The organism is Streptomyces sp. NPDC039424, assembly GCF_055639495.1.
Window position 1 is genome coordinate 984,677 of sequence record NZ_JBVKAI010000001.1, and the last position, 16,386, is coordinate 1,001,062.

General features: G+C 70.6%; 10 protein-coding genes. 2 read left to right on the forward strand and 8 right to left on the reverse strand.

Annotation, left to right across the window (positions count from 1 at the left end; all coding sequences use genetic code 11):
• Positions 1 to 4 precede the first annotated feature (4 nt).
• Together ACZ7L0_RS04490 and nrdR are read right to left on the reverse strand one after the other, a co-directional pair.
• Entirely contained in the window at positions 5 to 2,899 is a 2,895-nt protein-coding gene (locus tag ACZ7L0_RS04490; protein WP_471240902.1) for a vitamin B12-dependent ribonucleotide reductase, read from the reverse strand.
• A gap of 164 nt (positions 2,900 to 3,063) precedes the next feature.
• Positions 3,064 to 3,615 (reverse strand): transcriptional regulator NrdR, encoded by a 552-nt coding sequence (gene nrdR, locus ACZ7L0_RS04495; RefSeq protein ID WP_471240903.1) that lies wholly within the window; start codon positions 3,613 to 3,615, stop codon positions 3,064 to 3,066.
• A 505-nt stretch (positions 3,616 to 4,120) separates the two neighbouring features.
• Here nrdR and lexA point away from each other — a divergent pair.
• The gene (lexA, locus tag ACZ7L0_RS04500; RefSeq protein ID WP_132850736.1) at positions 4,121 to 4,900 is read left to right on the forward strand and encodes a transcriptional repressor LexA; all 780 of its coding nucleotides are present in this window, start codon (positions 4,121 to 4,123) and stop codon (positions 4,898 to 4,900) included.
• Positions 4,901 to 5,064: 164 nt separating this feature from the next.
• On the opposite strand, the gene ACZ7L0_RS04505 is transcribed toward lexA, so the two are convergent.
• The 4 genes from ACZ7L0_RS04505 to ACZ7L0_RS04520 form a co-directional block, all read right to left on the reverse strand.
• Complete coding sequence (locus tag ACZ7L0_RS04505; protein WP_471240904.1) at positions 5,065 to 7,041, reverse strand: ATP-dependent DNA helicase; 1,977 nt, start codon at positions 7,039 to 7,041, stop codon at positions 5,065 to 5,067.
• A gap of 233 nt (positions 7,042 to 7,274) precedes the next feature.
• A complete protein-coding gene (locus ACZ7L0_RS04510; protein ID WP_471240905.1) occupies positions 7,275 to 8,051 on the reverse strand; it encodes a GNAT family N-acetyltransferase in 777 nt (258 codons plus the stop codon).
• A 68-nt stretch (positions 8,052 to 8,119) separates the two neighbouring features.
• Positions 8,120 to 10,060, reverse strand: coding sequence for an IucA/IucC family protein (locus tag ACZ7L0_RS04515; protein ID WP_471240906.1), 1,941 nt, complete (start codon positions 10,058 to 10,060; stop codon positions 8,120 to 8,122).
• Between the two features lie 20 nt (positions 10,061 to 10,080).
• The gene (locus ACZ7L0_RS04520) at positions 10,081 to 11,451 is read right to left on the reverse strand and encodes a diaminobutyrate--2-oxoglutarate transaminase family protein (RefSeq protein WP_471240907.1); all 1,371 of its coding nucleotides are present in this window, start codon (positions 11,449 to 11,451) and stop codon (positions 10,081 to 10,083) included.
• Positions 11,452 to 11,742: 291 nt separating this feature from the next.
• On the opposite strand from ACZ7L0_RS04520, the gene ACZ7L0_RS04525 reads away from it, so the two are divergent.
• Positions 11,743 to 12,960: a trypsin-like serine peptidase gene (locus ACZ7L0_RS04525; RefSeq protein WP_471240908.1), complete on the forward strand. Its 1,218-nt coding sequence runs from the start codon at positions 11,743 to 11,745 to the stop codon at positions 12,958 to 12,960.
• A 68-nt stretch (positions 12,961 to 13,028) separates the two neighbouring features.
• Here ACZ7L0_RS04525 and hflX read toward each other — a convergent pair whose 3' ends face one another.
• On the reverse strand, positions 13,029 to 14,522 hold the full coding sequence (hflX, locus tag ACZ7L0_RS04530; RefSeq protein WP_471240909.1) for a GTPase HflX: 1,494 nt from the start codon (positions 14,520 to 14,522) through the stop codon (positions 13,029 to 13,031).
• A 234-nt stretch (positions 14,523 to 14,756) separates the two neighbouring features.
• On the reverse strand, positions 14,757 to 16,322 hold the full coding sequence (locus tag ACZ7L0_RS04535; RefSeq protein WP_471240910.1) for a M1 family metallopeptidase: 1,566 nt from the start codon (positions 16,320 to 16,322) through the stop codon (positions 14,757 to 14,759).
• Between the last annotated feature and the right edge of the window lie 64 nt (positions 16,323 to 16,386).

Here is a 16,386-nt window from a genome sequence, read left to right on the forward strand (position 1 = left end):
GTCATCAGCTGCAGCCGCTGGTCGAGCCGCAGCCCTCGCAGATGTAGCAGGAACCGGCCCGCTGCATCTTCGTACCGCAGGAGAAGCACAGCGGGGCGTCGGCCTGGATGCCCAGCTGCATCTCCACCAGTTCGGCGCTGGTGTGGGCCTGCTTGGGGGCGGGCTGAGCCGCCTCGACCTCGGCCTTCGGGGGGGCGACGGCCTTCAGGTCGGTCTGGCGCGGCGCCGACTGGGCCAGGCCCTCCACGTCGACCTCGTCGTCGGCGGGCTCGTAGGAGCCCGTCTCCAGGTGACGCTGGCGCTCCTCGGCGGAGTGGATGCCGAGCGCGGAGCGCGTCTCGAAGGGCAGGAAGTCGAGCGCCAGGCGGCGGAAGATGTAGTCGACGATCGACTGCGCCATCCGCACGTCCGGGTCGTCCGTCATGCCGGCCGGCTCGAAGCGCATGTTGGTGAACTTCGAGACGTAGGTCTCCAGGGGCACGCCGTACTGCAGGCCCACCGAGACGGCGATGGAGAAGGCGTCCATCATGCCCGCGAGGGTCGAGCCCTGCTTGGACATCTTCAGGAAGACCTCGCCGAGACCGTCGTCCGGGTAGGAGTTGGCGGTCATGTAGCCCTCGGCGCCGCCGACGGTGAAGGAGGTGGTGATGCCGGGACGTCCCTTGGGGAGGCGCTTGCGGACCGGGCGGTACTCGACGACCTTCTCGACCGCCTCGCGGATGGTCGTCTCGGTCTTCTCCGTGACCTCGGCCTTCTCCTTCTCCTTGGTCTTGGCGGAGAGCGGCTGGCCGACCTTGCAGTTGTCGCGGTAGATGGCGAGGGCCTTGATGCCCAGCTTCCAGGCCTCGAAGTAGATCTCCTCGACCTCCTCGACGGTCGCCGACTCCGGCATGTTGACCGTCTTGGACAGGGCGCCGGAGATCCACGGCTGGATCGCGGCCATCATGCGGACGTGGCCCATCGGGGAGATGGCGCGCTCGCCCATCGCGCAGTCGAACACCTCGTAGTGCTCGGGCTTGAGGCCGGGGGCGTCGATCACGTTGCCGTGCTCGGCGATGTGGGCGACGATCGCCTCGATCTGCTCCTCCTGGTAGCCCAGGCGGCGCAGGGCCTGCGGGACGGTGCCGTTGACGATCTGCATCGAGCCGCCGCCGACCAGCTTCTTGAACTTGACCAGGGCGAGGTCGGGCTCGAGGCCGGTGGTGTCGCAGGACATCGCGAGACCGATGGTGCCGGTCGGCGCGATGACGGACGCCTGGGAGTTACGGAAACCGTTCTGCTCGCCGATGCGCAGGACGTCCTGCCACGCCTCCGTGGCGGCGGCCCAGACCGGGGTGTCCAGGTCGTCCATCCGGACGGCCACGGCGTTGGCGTCGGAGTGCTGCTTCATGACGCGCTTGTGGGCGTCGGCGTTGCGGGCGTAGCCGTCGTACGGACCGACGACCGCGGCGAGCTCGGCGGAGCGCTTGTACGCGGTACCGGTCATGAGGGAGGTGACCGCACCGGCCAGCGAGCGGCCGCCGTCGGAGTCGTAGGCGTGGCCGGTCGCCATCAGCAGCGCGCCGAGGTTGGCGTAGCCGATGCCGAGCTGGCGGAACGCGCGCGTGTTCTCACCGATCTTCTGGGTCGGGAAGTCCGCGAAGCAGATGGAGATGTCCATCGCGGTGATGACGAGCTCGACGACCTTGGCGAAGCGCTCGACCTCGAAGGACTGGTGGCCCTTGCCGTCGTCCTTGAGGAACTTCATCAGGTTCAGCGAGGCGAGGTTGCAGGACGTGTTGTCCAGGTGCATGTACTCGCTGCAGGGGTTCGAGCCGTTGATACGGCCGGACTCCGGGCAGGTGTGCCAGTGGTTGATCGTGTCGTCGTACTGGATGCCCGGGTCGGCGCAGGCCCAGGCGGCCTCGGCCATCTTGCGGAAGAGGGACTTGGCGTCGACCTCCTCGATGACCTCGCCGGTCATCCGGGCGCGCAGGCCGAACTTGCCGCCCTGCTCGACGGCCTTCATGAACTCGTCGTTGACACGGACCGAGTTGTTGGCGTTCTGGTACTGGACGGAGGTGATGTCCTCGCCGCCGAGGTCCATGTCGAAGCCCGCGTCACGCAGGGCGCGGATCTTCTCCTCCTCCTTGACCTTGGTCTCGATGAAGTCCTCGACGTCGGGGTGGTCGACGTCCAGGATGACCATCTTGGCGGCGCGGCGGGTGGCACCGCCGGACTTGATCGTGCCGGCCGAGGCGTCGGCGCCGCGCATGAAGGAGACGGGGCCGGAGGCGTTGCCGCCGGAGGACAGCAGCTCCTTGGAGGAGCGGATGCGGGAGAGGTTCAGGCCGGCGCCGGAGCCGCCCTTGAAGATCATGCCCTCTTCCTTGTACCAGTCGAGGATCGACTCCATGGAGTCGTCGACGGACAGGATGAAGCAGGCGGAGACCTGCTGGGGCTGCGGGGTGCCGACGTTGAACCAGACGGGGCTGTTGAAGCTGAAGACCTGGTGCAGGAGGGCGTACGCCAGCTCGTGCTCGAAGATCTCGGCGTCGGCGGGCGAGGCGAAGTACTTGTAGTCCTCGCCGGCCTTCCGGTACGTCTTCACGATGCGGTCGATCAGCTGCTTGAGGCTGACCTCGCGCTGCGGGGTGCCGACGGCACCGCGGAAGTACTTGCTGGTGACGATGTTGACCGCGTTCACCGACCAGAAGTCGGGGAACTCGACGCCACGCTGCTCGAAGTTGACCGAGCCGTCGCGCCAGTTGGTCATGACGACGTCACGGCGCTCCCAGCTCACCTCGTCGTACGGGTGTACGCCAGGGGTGGTGTGGATGCGCTCGATCCGCAGTCCCTTGGTGGCCTTGGTGCCCTTGGACCGGGACCCTCGTGCCGGACCGCTCGCCGTCTCTGTCATGCCGCCTCCCTGTACGGGCGAAAACGCCCTGAAGTGCCCCGTTGTTCCCGTGGCACGGTGTTCTGTCTTGTGCTGCGGGCACCCTCACGCTGCCGCCCGCAACAGGTCTCTGGTCGCCGCCGCCCGGCCGGGACCGGGGCCTCCGCCCGGTACCCGCCCGCCGGTCAGTCGGCGGCGTGGGCGGGCACGGGGACGTGGGAAGTCCCTCCGGGCCCGCGGTCGCCTTCCTTGCTCCCCGCTCCCGCGTCGTCTTCGTCCGCGTCGGGGCCTCGCGTCGTCTGCCTGAGTTCCGCGATGGCGGCCTCGAAGTCATCGAGCGAGTCGAACGCCCGGTAGACCGAGGCGAATCGCAGATAGGCGACGAGGTCGAGCTCCTGCAACGGGCCGAGTATGGCCAGCCCCACGTCATGGGTGGTCAGCTCGGCGCTTCCGGTGGCCCGCACCGCCTCCTCGACCCGCTGGCCGAGCTGGGCGAGTGCGTCCTCGGTGACAGGCCGTCCCTGGCACGCCTTGCGCACGCCGTTGATGACCTTGGTACGGCTGAAAGGCTCGGTGACTCCGGACCGCTTGACCACCATGAGCGAGCACGTCTCCACAGTCGTGAAACGACGGGAGCAGTCGGGGCACTGGCGGCGCCTGCGGATCGACGTGCCGTCGTCGGTCGTACGACTGTCGACCACACGGCTGTCGGGGTGCCTGCAGAAGGGGCAGTGCATGATCTCCAACCCTCCTCACAGCAGACTGAACAGCCCCAAGAGACCTCACGGGCCCCTCGAAGCAGCCACAAGCATAGGCGATCGCAGAAGCACCACAGACCCCGGGGACCACAACTTGTGGGCAGCTGTAGCAATCCAACCACTAGATGTGGGGATTGGCTCATACACCAACACCCGCGCGTGTCGCACACGTATCGCGGGGGCGGTTACGGAGATACCGTGGGCGCCGCACGGAGGACACGTAGGACTCCGGCGCAGGAGGGGGTCGGTACCCGGTTGACGGGATTCCGGATGGCAGACTGGGAACCCAACCCACGAGGCCATCACCCCGGCGGCGAAGAGTACAACAATGAGCCCTTTTGTCCGCCAGGTGCCGCGTTAGCCATACACCCAGACACATGAGCGCGTCAGGTTAATCGCGATTTTTCACTCGAACGTGTGTTTGGCGCAACCTTTCGAAAGCAACTACCGTTGTCCAGCAGGGAGACCATCGAGAGGGGCCGACGTGACCACCACCGCAGACAGCGCCACCATCACTGCCCAGGACCGCTCCCAGGGCCGACTCGAGCCGGTGCACGCGATGAACGAAGCCACGAATCCCGAGGGACAAAAGCGCTCCCTGCCGGGCCGACCTCCAGGCATCCGGGCGGACAGCTCCGGACTCACCGACCGGCAGCGCCGGGTGATCGAGGTCATCAGGGACTCCGTGCAGCGGCGGGGCTATCCGCCGTCGATGCGGGAGATCGGACAGGCCGTCGGCCTCTCCAGCACGTCCTCGGTCGCGCACCAGCTGATGGCGCTCGAACGCAAGGGCTTCCTGCGCCGCGACCCGCACCGCCCTCGCGCCTACGAGGTGCGGGGCTCCGACCAGGCGGTGACGGTGCAGCCCACCGACACCGCGGGCAAGCCTGCCGCGTCGTACGTTCCGCTGGTCGGCCGCATCGCCGCCGGTGGCCCGATCCTCGCCGAGGAGTCGGTCGAGGACGTCTTCCCGCTCCCCCGGCAGCTGGTCGGTGACGGCGAGCTCTTCGTGCTGAAGGTCGTCGGCGACTCCATGATCGAGGCCGCGATCTGCGACGGCGACTGGGTCACCGTGCGCCGCCAGCCGGTGGCCGAGAACGGCGACATCGTGGCCGCCATGCTCGACGGCGAGGCCACCGTCAAGCGGTTCAAGAGGGAGGACGGCCATGTCTGGCTCCTCCCCCACAACTCGGCCTACGAGCCGATCCCCGGCGACGACGCCACCATCCTGGGCAAGGTCGTCGCGGTGCTGCGGCGCGTGTGACGGCTGCGGCGGACGGCCGGATCAGGTTCGTCCACTGACCGGGCCCCGGAACCCCTGCGCCGGTTCCGGGGCCCTGCGCTGTGCGGACCCGGAAGCCGGAACCGATATCCGGAAGCCCGGTCCGCTTGCATCGGGGGTCCGTCCCGGCCGGGACGGACCCCCGATCACTGTGCTTCCGCCTGCTTCGCCGCCGCGTCGATCGCCGCGAGCGACTTGCGCACCTGGTTGCGGTCCGTGGTGAACCAGAAGTCGGGCAGTGACGCCTTGAGATAGCCGCCGTACCGTGCGGTGGCCAGCCGCTGGTCCAGTACCGCCACCACGCCCCGGTCCCCGGACGCCCGTACGAGACGGCCGGCGCCCTGGGCCATCAGGAGCGCGGCGTGGGTGGCGGCGACCGCCATGAAGCCGTTGCCTCCGGCGTCCTCCACCGCCTTCTGGCGGGCGCTCATCAGCGGGTCGTCGGGGCGCGGGAACGGGATCTTGTCCATGACGACCAGCTGACAGCTGGGGCCGGGGACGTCGACGCCCTGCCACAGCGACAACGTGCCGAACAGGCAGGTCCCGGGGTCCGCCGCGAAGTTCTTGATCAGTTCGCCGAGGGTCTCCTCGCCCTGGAGGAGGATCGGGAACTCCGGGATCCGCGAGCGCAGCTCCTCGGCCGCGAGCTGGGCGGCCCGCATCGAGGAGAACAGGCCGAGCGTTCGGCCGCCCGCCGCCTGGATCAGCTCGGTCAGCTCGTCGAGCATGTCGGCGCGGTCGCCGTCGCGCGCGGGACGGGCCAGGTGCTTGGCCACGTACAGGATGCCCTGCTTGCGGTAGTCGAACGGGGAGCCGACGTCGACGCCCTTCCACTGGGGGACGTCATCCCCCTCGGTGCCTTCGGGGGCGAGCCCCAGGGAGGCGCCGACGCCGTTGAAGTCGCCGCCCAGCTTCAGCGTCGCGGAGGTCAGGACGACGGAGCGGTCCGCGAAGAGTTTCTCCCTGAGCAGGCCGGAGACGGACATGGGGGCGACGCGCAGCGAGGCGCCGAAGCGGTCGTGGCGCTCGTACCACACGACGTCCCACTCGGAGCCGTTCACAATGCGCTCCGCCACGTCGTGCACCGTCTCCACGGAGGCGAGGGCCTGCTTGCGGATCGCGTCCTCGTCCTGGACCGACTTGTCGCGGGTCGCGCCGATCGCCGAGATGACGGTGCGCGCCGCGTCCCGCAGGGCCATCAGGGCGTAGGAGAGGTCCTCCGGGATCTCCTCCAGGCGGCCCGGCAGGGCCAGCTCCATCAGCCGCTCGAAGCCCTCGGCGGCGGTCTGGAGCTGGTCGGCTGCCTTCTCGTTGACCAGCTTCGCGGCGCGGCGGACCGCGCGGTTGACCTGGCCGGGCGTGAGCTCTCCGGTGGCGACCCCGGTGACGCGCGAGACCAGCTCGTGCGCCTCGTCCACGATCAGCACCTCGTGCTGCGGAAGCACCGGCGCACCCTCGATCGCGTCGATGGCGAGCAGGGCGTGGTTGGTGACGACGACCTCGGCGAGCTTGGCGCGCTCGCGGGCCATCTCGGCGAAGCACTCGGCGCCGTACGCGCACTTCGTGGCGCCCAGGCACTCCCGGGAGGACACCGACACCTGCGCCCAGGCGCGGTCGGAGACGCCGGGCGTGAGGTCGTCGCGGTCGCCGGTCTCGGTCTCGTCCGCCCAGTCACGCATCCGCAGCAGGTCCTGGCCCAGCTTGCTGGTGGGGGCGGCGGCCTCGAACTGGTCGAACAGGCCCTCTTCCTCGTCCTGCGGCATACCCTCGTGCAGGCGGTGCAGGCACAGGTAGTTCGACCGGCCCTTGAGCATCGCGAACTCCGGGCGGCGGCGCAGCAGCGGATGCAGCGCCTCGACGGTGCGTGGCAGATCGCGTTCCACGAGCTGGCGCTGCAGGGCCAGGGTGGCCGTCGCCACGACGACACGCTCCCCGTGCGCGAGCGCGGGCACGAGGTAACCCAGCGACTTTCCGGTGCCGGTGCCGGCCTGGACCAGCAGATGCGATCCGTCGTCGATCGCCTCGGCGACCGCTTCGGCCATGGTGACCTGGCCAGGGCGCTCCGTGCCGCCGACGGCTGTGACGGCGGAATGCAGGAGTTCGGGGAGGGAGGGCTTTGTCATAGCGCGTCAACCCTACGGCCCGGCACTGACAAACGGGCGATCAAGTCCGGAACGAGGCCCGGAAGGTCCGGAACGAGGTCCGGAACGAGGTCGGGGACGAGGGATGGGACCACGGCTGGGCACCTCGGGTGGGGGGTCTCGGATGAGGTCCGTGTTTTTCGAAGTCGTCCGGCCGACCGGGAACCGGCTCGGCTCGCGCCGCGTTCCCATAGTGACGACGTCATTACACAGTGCTACATCAGGTGACGCAGGGACCGGTCTCGGATCATGAGGGCGGCCCGCTTGGCGGGCAGGTCGACCTCGGCGCCGAACCGGAAGCCGGCAGTCAGGAAAGCGGCTACGGAGGGGGTGTTGCGAAGGTCGGGTTCCGCGACGACGCGTGCGCAGGCGGGACGGCGGTCCAGGACCAGGTCGGCGACGGCCCTGAGCAAGGCCGAGCCCAGCCCCCGTCCTCGGTCGGCGACCGGGCCGATGAGGAGGTGGATGCCCGTGTCGTGCAGGCGGGCCGGGTAGTGGCGGGCCAGCGGGTCCAGGTCGGCCCGGTAGACCTCCCAGTAGCTCATCGGCGTGCCGTCCAGCATGCCGAGACAGGGGACGCTGCGTCCGTCGCCGTCGAGCTGGGCGCGCAGGTGGTCCGCGGTCCGCGCCGGGGAGCCGGCCAGCTCCCAGAACGCCGAGACTGCGGGGTCGTTCATCCAGCGGCTGATGAGCGCCAGGTCACGCTCGCCACGGACCGGCGTCAGCTGGAACTTGCCCATGGGCGTGGCGGTCGGGCCCCAGGCGCCGACTCCGTCGAGGAGGTCGTCGGCGGGTGCGGGAACCGCGGTCTCCCAGGCATCCGCGGTCTCCTCGGCGTCCGGTGCCTCCTCGGCGTCCGGTGTCTCCTTGGCGAAGAGGGCGAGGAGTTCGTCGGGCAGCCGCAGGTCCAGTGTGTCCTCGCCGTCCACGCCCGGGTCGGGTCGGCTCGGCTGAACAGGGCCGGCGTCGGCGCTCGCGTCGGTGGGAGGCACGGCGCGCTCCTCTCAGGAGACGAGGTGGGTCATGTTCCTCAGAAGGGGATGAAGTCGGTACTGCGGGTTCAGGAGTGGAGGGGGTTGGCGATGGTGACGTAGACGGACTGGGTGTCGACCGGGCCGACCAGCTCGTCGAGGCCGTGCAGCCGGGTCAGCAGATTGGCCTTGCAGCGCAGCACGGGCGAGTCGAGCAGGAGGGCGGGCAGCGAGGTGCGCAGCGGGGCGGGGCCGGAGGCGACGTCGCCGAGGAATCGGCGGAAGGCGGCGAGCAGCAGGTGTTCGTCGGCCAGGTGCTGGGATCCGAACGCGCCGATGAGGCCGAGTACGTTGTTGATGGCGAGGTAGTACGCGAAGCGCTCGTCGGTGACCTCGTCGGAGACGAAGGTGTCGCTGCGCACGCCGATGCCGGGCAGGCGCGCGTCGAGTTCGGCACGCCGGGACTCGCGGAAGTAGTAGCCCTGGTTGTCGCGGTAGCGGCCGCCCGCGGGCCAGCCTTCGCCGTCGAGCAGGAGCAGCGTGTTCTGCTGGTGCGCTTCGAGGGCGATGCCCGCCTCGCCGTCCAGCCACAGGACGGGACGCACGACCTGTTCCAGGTAGCGCAGGAACCACTCGGTGGCGACAGCGCCACGGGGCCGGCCGGTGCGTTCGGCGAGCCGTGTGACGAGCACGGCCAGCCGGGAGCGCAGGGGCGGCGCCTCGGCGGGCGGGCGGTCGTCGGTGGTGGCCGGATGGGCGTGGGGCCGGAGCGAGACGAGTCCGGCGACGCAGGAGACGTCGTCGGACGGTGTGAACGGGTTGTGCCGGATCACCACGTCGAGTCCGGGCACGGGCAGGCCGTCGAGGTCGTCGACGGCGAGCCAGGCCGGATCGCGGACGATGTCGAAGCCCGGGTGCGCGGCCTGCCACCGCTGGGTCAGGCCGCCGCGCAGCAGGCGGTGCACCTCGACGCCACGGTGGAGTTCCTTGCGGAGGTTCTCGCGACGGGAGTTGGTGATGCGCAGGCCGAGGGAGAGCTTGAGCATGGCGGGGGCACCGGGCTGGTGGACGGTGCGTACGGAGGAGGTGGGGTGCCACGGGGAGCCGTGGGGGCCGAGTTCCTTGAGCAGCCCGGCTTCGAGGAGGGCCGCGGTCGTGTCGCGGTGCCGGACCTCGCGCCACTGCCAGGGGTGCAGGGGAAGGGCGGCGTATCCGTCGGGCAGGGCCGGCCCTGAACCGGCCAGCCGTGCGGTGATCCGGTCGGCCGGTACGGGACGGCCGCGTTCGGTCCAGGCAGAGTCGGTCGCGAGCAGGGAGGGGGCGACGGCGATCCAGTGCAGGGGGAAGGAGCCGCGCAGCTCCGGGGAGTACAGGCGGGCTTCGGATTCGGTCAGGCCCTCGCGGCTCTTCGGGGTCGGGTGCAGGGGGTGGCCGAGCAGGAGTGCCTGTTCGGCGGCGAGGAAGAGGTCGGGGCCGTCGGCGGGGTGTGCGCGCCGGGCGCTGATGAAGGTGGCGGTGCGGCGGAGGGAGTCGGCCACGCGGGCGACGAGGTCGGCGCCGTCGGTGGGGAGGGGGGCCGGGCTGATGCTGGTGTGGTCGGTCCGCGCATGCGCCTCCCTGCTGAGCAGGGCCGCGAGAGTGACCGCGTCGAGCGGTGGGGCGCCGGGGGCGTCGGCCGGCCGGGCCGGGCCGAAGCGGTGCCAGCCGGTCGGCGACCAGTGGCGGACCGGTGCGAGCAGGGCCGTACCGCTGCTGGGCAGCGGGATACGGAGGGTGCCGGTGCCGGGTGCGGCGAGGTTCGTCTCCCGCACCCAGCAGCGGAGCAGGTTCTCCACGGCGGCGGCCTGGGCGGCGGTGTGGGGGTCGGGGTGTTCCAGGAGGTCGGCGGCGCCGTACGTCGGCTCGGCTTCCGGGGAGCGCGGCTTCTGCCGGGGCAGCGACTCGGCCACCGGTACGGGAGCGGAAAGGACGCGGTGGGCTTGGAGGTGAGGGACGGGGGAAAGGCCGTCCGGTGCGGGGGTGGCGTTCAAGGCTGGTCCTCGGGGTTCGTTCAGGGGGCGCTGGCAGGGGAGAGACCGCGGGCCACCGCCGCGACCGCGTCGGCCAGGCGGTCGAGTACGGCAGCGGCCTGTTCGTCGCTGATCGTCAGGGGCGGCAGGAGCCGTACGACGCTGGCGTGGCGGCCGCCGAGTTCGACGATCAGGCCACGGGCCAGGCACTCCCGCTGGACGGCGGCGGCGAGTTCGGGGGCGGCCGGGCGTGGGGTGCGGGAGCCCGCTGCCCCGTCTCCTTCCGGGTCCACCACCTCGACGCCGATCATCAGCCCACGGCCCCGTACGTCACCGATACAGGCGAACTCCCGGCTGAGCGGGTCCAGTTGGGCGAGCATGCGGGAGCCGAGCAGGGCCGCGCGTGCGGCGAGGCCGTTCTCGCGTACGTGGGCGAGGGTGGCCGTGCCCGCGGCCATGGCGAGCTGGTTGCCGCGGAAGGTGCCCGCGTGGGCGCCGGGCTCCCACACGTCGAGGTCGTCGCGGTAGACGACGACGGCCAGCGGGAGGCTGCCGCCGATGGCCTTGGACAGGACCATCACGTCGGGCGTGACACCGCTGTGCTCCACGGCCCAGAAGGTGCCGGTCCGTCCGACTCCCGTCTGGACCTCGTCGGCGATCAGCGGGACGGAGCGGGTGGCCGTGATCAGCCGCATACGGCGCATCCAGTCGTCCGGGGCGGGGATCACCCCGCCCTCCCCCTGGACGGGTTCGAGGATCATCCCGGCGGGCAGCGGTACGCCCGACTTGGGGTCGTCGAGGACGGACTCGGTCCAGCGGGCGGCGAGTTCGGCGCCGCGCGGGCCGCCGACGCCGAACGGGCAGCGGTAGTCCTGCGGATACGGCAGGCGGGCGACCCGTACGTCGCAGGCGTCGCCGGACGCGGCCAGGGCCCCGGTGGTCATGCCGTGGTAGGCGCCGGTGAAGGCGAGGATGCCGGTGCGCCCGGTCGCGGCGCGCACCAGCTTGAACGCGGCCTCCACGGCGTCCGTGCCGGCCGGTCCGCAGAACTGGACGCGGGCCCGGTCGGCGAGGCCGGGTGGCAGGGTGCGGAACAGTTCGGTGATGAAGGCGTCCTTGACCGGGGTCGCCAGGTCGAGGACGGACAGCGGGGCGCCCGAGTCGAGGACCTTGCGGATCGCCTCCAGCACGACCGGGTGGTTGTGGCCGAGGGCGAGGGTTCCCGCACCGGAGAGGCAGTCGAGGTAACGGCGGCCGTCGGCGCCCTCGATGGTCAGCCCGCGCGCCCGGACCGGCACGATGGGCAGGGCGCGGGCGTAGGTGCGAGCCGCCGACTCGCGCGCCGACTGACGCCTCAGGATCCCCTCGTGCGCCCCGCGCGCTCCCCCGGACGCCGATTCCGTCACGGCCACGGCCTTGTCCTCCCGCTGTCCAGAGGCGAGTTGCTCCCGCACGGGGACCGGGCACAGGCAGCAGGCCCCCCACCCCTACCAACCGCGGACCGGCCGACCGGTTACGGGTTGCTTCAAGATCCTTGCCGTGACGGAACCGTTGCCGTTCCGTCGGAAGTCCCCCACTGCGAGCGCATAGTGTGTGATGCCGTTCCCAGACGTCCGTGAAACCGGCGTGAACTCCTCATGAGTTTCAGCCGGGTTCCCACGGGCGCAGCACCGAGTTCCTTTACAGCAGGGGGAGTCAGAACCATGCGATCCATACGCCCGTCCTTCACCGTTCGCCGAAGGAGGAGCGCGTCCCGCAGAACCTCCCCCGCGCTGGCGGCCGTCGCTCTCGCCTCGGCGCTGGCGCTGACCGCCACCGCCTGCAACGGCGACGACAACGCCGACAGCAAGCCCTCCGCCACGGCGACCAGCAGTGACGGCAAGATCAAGATCCCGGACGACATCAGGAACAAGCTCAAAGAGCACGGGATCGACATCGACAAGTGGAAGGACGGCGCCTGGAAGAACTGGGACAGGGACGACTGGCTCCGCGAGGCCAACGACTTCATCAACCCGATCATCAAGGGCCTGTGGGACCCGGACCGCATGCGGGACGCCGACGACCCGGACAAGGGCGTCGACGACAACGACATCTCCGGTGACCAGGGCGTGACGGACCCGACGCCGGCGCCGGTCAAGGCGCAGGCGGTGCGGTCGCCGTACCACTCCAACGCGGCCACGGCCGGCAAGGTGTTCTTCGACTCCCCCGAGGGCACGATGGTCTGCTCGGCGACGGTCGTGAAGGACCCCGCGCACCCGGGCAAGTCCAACCTCATCTGGACGGCGGGCCACTGTGTGCACGCCGGCAAGAAGGGCGGCTGGTACCGCAACATCGCCTTCGTGCCGTCGTACAACAACGGGGGCAAGACGGCCGAGCAGCTGCAGAACGCCGGCAAGGACGAGGTCGCTCCGTACGGCGTCTGGTGGGCCGACGCGGCGCAGACCTCGCAGCAGTGGATCGAGCAGGGCGGTGAGACGGGCGGGAACGGTGCGTCGTACGACTTCTCCGTCATCCATGTCACGCCGGAGCAGGGCAACGGCGGGAAGTCTCTGGAGGAGACGGTCGGTTCGGCCCTCCCGGTGAACTTCGACGCCCCGGCGGTGCCGAAGGTGCAGAGCATCACGGCGACCGGCTACCCGGCCGCGGCCCCGTTCGACGGTCAGCTGCTGTACCAGTGCCAGGACAAGCCGGGACGGCTGTCGATCGAGAAGTCGGACCCGACGATGTACCGCATCGGCTGCACGATGACGGGCGGTTCGTCCGGCGGCGGCTGGGTGGAGACGGGCTCCGACGGCAAGCCGGCGCTGGTCTCCAACACCTCCATCGGCCCGGTGACCGCGGGCTGGCTGGCGGGTCCGCGCCTTGGTGAGGTGGCCAAGGGCGTGTACGACTCGGTCAGCAAGAAGTTCGCCGGTCAGTAGAGCTCAGCCGGGCATGACGAAGGCCCGCCCCCGCGGCAGAGCGGGGGCGGGCCTTCGGGCGTCGCGGGTCAGAGCGCGGGAGCGGGCACGTAAGGTGCCAGGTCCGCCGCCAGTTCCTCGTGCACCCGCACCTTGAGCAGCGTGCCCTCCGCGGTGTGCTCCTCGGAGATCACCTCGCCCTCGGTGTGGGCACGGGCGACCAGCTTGCCGTGGGTGTACGGCACCAGCGCCTCGATCTCGACGGACGGCCTGGGCAGCTCGTTGTCGATGAGCGCGAGCAGCTCGGTGATGCCCTGGCCGGTGCGGGCCGAGACGGCGATGGAGCGCTTCTCGTTCCGCATGAGCCGCTGGAGCACCAGCGGGTCGGCCGCGTCCGCCTTGTTGATCACGACGATCTCGGGTACGTCGGTGGCGCCGACGTCCCGGATCACCTCGCGCACGGCGGCCAGCTGCTCCTCCGGCACCGGATGCGAGCCGTCCACCACGTGCAGGATCAGGTCGGAGTCGCCGACCTCCTCCATGGTGGAGCGGAACGCCTCGACCAGGTGGTGCGGCAGGTGCCGGACGAAGCCGACCGTGTCGGCCAGGGTGTACAGCCGGCCGCTCGGGGTCTCGGCCCGGCGCACGGTCGGGTCGAGGGTCGCGAACAAGGCGTTCTCCACCAGCACGCCCGCGCCCGTGAGGCGGTTGAGCAGGGAGGACTTGCCGGCGTTGGTGTAGCCGGCGATGGCGACGGAGGGCACCTTGTTGCGGCGGCGCTCCTGGCGCTTGATCTCGCGGCCCGTCTTCATCTCCGCGATCTCCCGGCGCATCTTCGCCATCTTCTCGCGGATCCGGCGCCGGTCCGTCTCGATCTTGGTCTCACCGGGACCACGGGTGGCGAGGCCGCCGCCCTTGCCGCCGCCCATCTGGCGGGACAGGGACTGACCCCAGCCGCGCAGTCGCGGCAGCATGTACTGCATCTGGGCGAGCGCCACCTGCGCCTTGCCCTCGCGGGACTTGGCGTGCTGGGCGAAGATGTCCAGGATCAGGGCCGTACGGTCGATGACCTTGACCTTGACGACGTCCTCGAGATGGATCAGCTGGCCCGGGCTCAGCTCACCGTCGCAGATGACGGTGTCCGCGCCCGTCTCGATGACGATGTCGCGCAGCTCCTCGGCCTTGCCGGAGCCGATGTAGGTGGCCGCGTCGGGCTTGTCGCGGCGCTGGATCACGCCATCGAGCACCAGCGCGCCGGCGGTCTCCGCGAGCGCGGCGAGCTCCGCGAGGGAGTTGTCCGCGTCCTGCACGGTGCCCGAGGTCCACACCCCGACGAGTACGACGCGCTCCAGGCGGAGCTGGCGGTACTCGACCTCGGTGACGTCCTCGAGCTCGGTGGAGAGGCCCGCCACGCGGCGCAGGGCCGCGCGTTCGGAGCGGTCGAACTGGTCGCCGTCCCGCTCTCCGTCGATCTCGTGGCTCCAGGCGACGTCCTCTTCCATCAGGGCATCGGCCCGAAAACCTTCGGGATAGGCGTGCGCGCGGCGCTTGGTGTCCTGGGAAGGGGAAGAAGAGGAGGTCATTTGATCCTTACGTCGAAGAGGAATCGGATGGGCGGCGACGGAGCGGTGCGGGTCTCCGGAGGCCGCGGGGGCCTTCGGAGGCTTCGGATCGGCTTCGGATCCGGTCCGTCACTCTCCACAACGCGCGAGCGCCCCGGGAGATTCCCGTGTCCGTGTCCCGCGTCGCGCCGACCCGAAGATGGTCGCACGGAACGGGCCGTCTCGTCACCGCCTTATTTCCCGGTGTCCGCTTCGTCACCGGCCGCGCGGGGGCGCCGACCGCCAGCGGGGGTGGCCCGGCATGGGCGGGGTCTTGCCGCTGTACAGCCAGCCCTGGAAGAAGGCTGTCAGGTCGCGGCCCGCGACGGTCGAGGCGAGGCGGGTGAAGTCGGCCGTGCTCGCCGTGCCGTCGCTGTGCCGGCTCACCCAGGTCCGCTCCAGGCGTTCGAAGGCGGTGCGGCCGATTTCCTGGCGCAGGGCGTAGAGGACCAGGGCGGAGCCGTCGTAGACGATGGGCCGGAAGATGTCGATCTTCTGGCCGGGGCTGGGCGGCTTGGGCAGTGCGGGCGGCCCGCCGGACGCCCGCCAGCGGTCGGAGGATTTGTAGGCCGCCTTCATCCGGTCGGTCAGGGACTTGCCGGCCTTCTCCTCCGCGTAGAGGGCCTCGTACCAGGTGGCGTGCCCCTCGTTGAGCCACACGTCGGACCAGGTACGCGGGCTCACGCTGTCGCCGAACCACTGGTGGGACAGCTCGTGCACCATGATCGACTCGACGTACCACCTGGGGTAGGAGCGCTCGGTGAACAGGCTCTTCTCGAAGAGGGAGAGGGTCTGCGTCTCGAGTTCGAAGCCGGTGGAGGCCCGGGCCATGAGCAGGCCGTACGTCTCGAAGGGGTAGGCCCCGACCTTGCTCTCCATCCAGGTGATCTGGCCGGGGGTCTTCGCCAGCCAGGGTTCGAGCGTCCTGCGGTACCCGGCGGGGATCACGTCGCGCAGCGGCAGTCCGTGCGGTCCGCCGCGGTGCACCACCTCGGAGCGCCCGATGGACACCTGTGCGAGCTCGGTGGCCATGGGGTGCTCGCTCCGGTACGTCCAGGTGGTCGAGCCGTCCGCCCGCCTCACCCCGGCCGGCAGCCCGTTGGCGACGGCCGTGTAGCTGTCGGGCGCGGTGATCCGGAAGGTGAACAGCGCCTTGTCGGAGGGGTGGTCGTTGCACGGGAACACCAGGTGCGCGGCGTCGGCCTGGTTGGCCATGGCGAGCCCGTCGGCGGTCCGCACCCAGCCGCCGTCCCGGCCCGCGGCGGGCCTCGGGTCACTGGTGTGCCGCACGGTGATCCGTGTCCGGCTGCCCTTGGGCAACGGCGTTCTCGGCGTGACCACCAGGTCGTCGCCCGCGCTGGTGAAGGCGGCGGTCCTGCCGTCGACCTGGACGGACTCGACCGTGCCGTGCGCGAAGTCGAGGTTGAGCCGCTCCAGCCGGGTGGTCGTCCGGGCGTCGATCCTGGTGACGGCCCGGAGGGGGTCGTCGTGGTCGCCGGGATAGGTGAAGGAGAGGTCGTACGACGCCACGTCGTACCCGGGGTTGCCCAGGTACGGGAAGAGCCGGTCGCCGATGCCCAGCGGGGCGGCGGGGGCACTCGCGGCGAGGAGGCAGCCGGAGACGGCGCAGGCGAGGAGGGCGGCGGCCTTCCTCCGGCGGCCGAGAGCCTTCCCCCGGAGCCGTGCGGTGTCGGTGGCGGTGTTGCTGTCGGTGTCGGTGTCCGTGTCGGTGGCGGCGGCGGAGCCAGTTCGCCGATTCGGCATGCGAGGCGTGAGCAGCATGCATCCACCGCTACCAGCACGCGCGCGCCCTCATGCAGCGAAGTGCGACCGGCCCACCCGAACG